We start from the raw sequence: 1111 nt of genomic DNA on the forward strand, positions 1-1111 counted from the left end.
GTCGTCGACCATGACCGCGGCCTAGACGGTCTATTCCAAGGGATACCGGGGCGGTGAAAGTAGACGAGGGTCTCCATGATCGACGTTGCTGAGCAACGAGACCATGGAGGCCACGTGCACGTCGATCTGGACACCCTCGCCACTGCACTCTACGTGAAGATCGACGACGAACTGAAGGCCTCACCGCAGCTCAACCCGTACCGGCCGAAGGTCGGCATCACCCCGAAGATCACCGACGCGGAACTGATCACCGTCGCGGTCCTGCAGGCGCTGCTCGGCCACCACGACGAGATCCGGTGGCTGCGCGGCGCCCGCAAGGCCATCGGACATCTGTTCCCGTACCTACCCAAACAGCCCGGCTACAACAAACGCCTCCGTGCCCTGATCACCCAGATCGCCCACTGCATCGCCGTCCTCGCCGCGGACACCGACCTGTGGCGGCACCCGGTCCGCATCGCCGACTCGACCCCCGTGCAGTGCGGCACCTCCCGAGAGACCGTCAAACGCTCCGANCCTGGCCGGCTGGGCCGGCTACGGCTACTGCGCCTCGCACTCCCGCCGGTTCTGGGGCCTGCGCCTGCACCTGGTCACCACCATCCACGGGCTACCCGTCGCGTTCGCCCTGACCAACCCGAAGACCGACGAGCGCGACGTACTGATCGACCTGGTCTCATTGCAGCCGGCCATGTTCCATCACCCGGACGGACTGATCCTGATCGTCGACAAGGGCTACCGCGACCGCCTCACCGAGACCTGGCTCAACGAAACGGATATCGACGTCATACGACCCGCATACCGCAACGAGACACCACGCCCCGGCCGGCCCATGCTGCGCGCCGTCCGCCAGAACATCGAGTCCGTCAACCAGACCCTCAAAAGCCAACTCGATCTCGAACGGCACGGCGGCCGCACCCCCACAGGCGCAGCCGTCCGCATCCTGCAACGCCTCCTGGCCATGACCGCCGCGATCTGGCACAACTGGCACACCGGCCAACCCGTCATGCGATCCCTGATCGCTTACGACCACTGAACCCTTGGAATAGACCGTCTAGTCGTCGACCATGACCGCGGCTCAGTCGTCGACCATGACCGCTGCGACCTCGGTGCGCGC

The 1111-nt window shown here is 65.6% G+C and carries 1 pseudogene; it reads left to right on the forward strand.

From position 1 onward, the window contains the following. Nucleotides 1-114: 114 nt before the first annotated feature. Nucleotides 115-1030: pseudogene (locus ABD374_RS13130) on the forward strand (IS982 family transposase). Nucleotides 1031-1111 lie beyond the last annotated feature (81 nt).

Source organism: Streptomyces enissocaesilis (assembly GCF_039533765.1).
In the GTDB taxonomy this organism is placed as follows: Bacteria; Actinomycetota; Actinomycetes; order Streptomycetales; family Streptomycetaceae; genus Streptomyces; species Streptomyces enissocaesilis.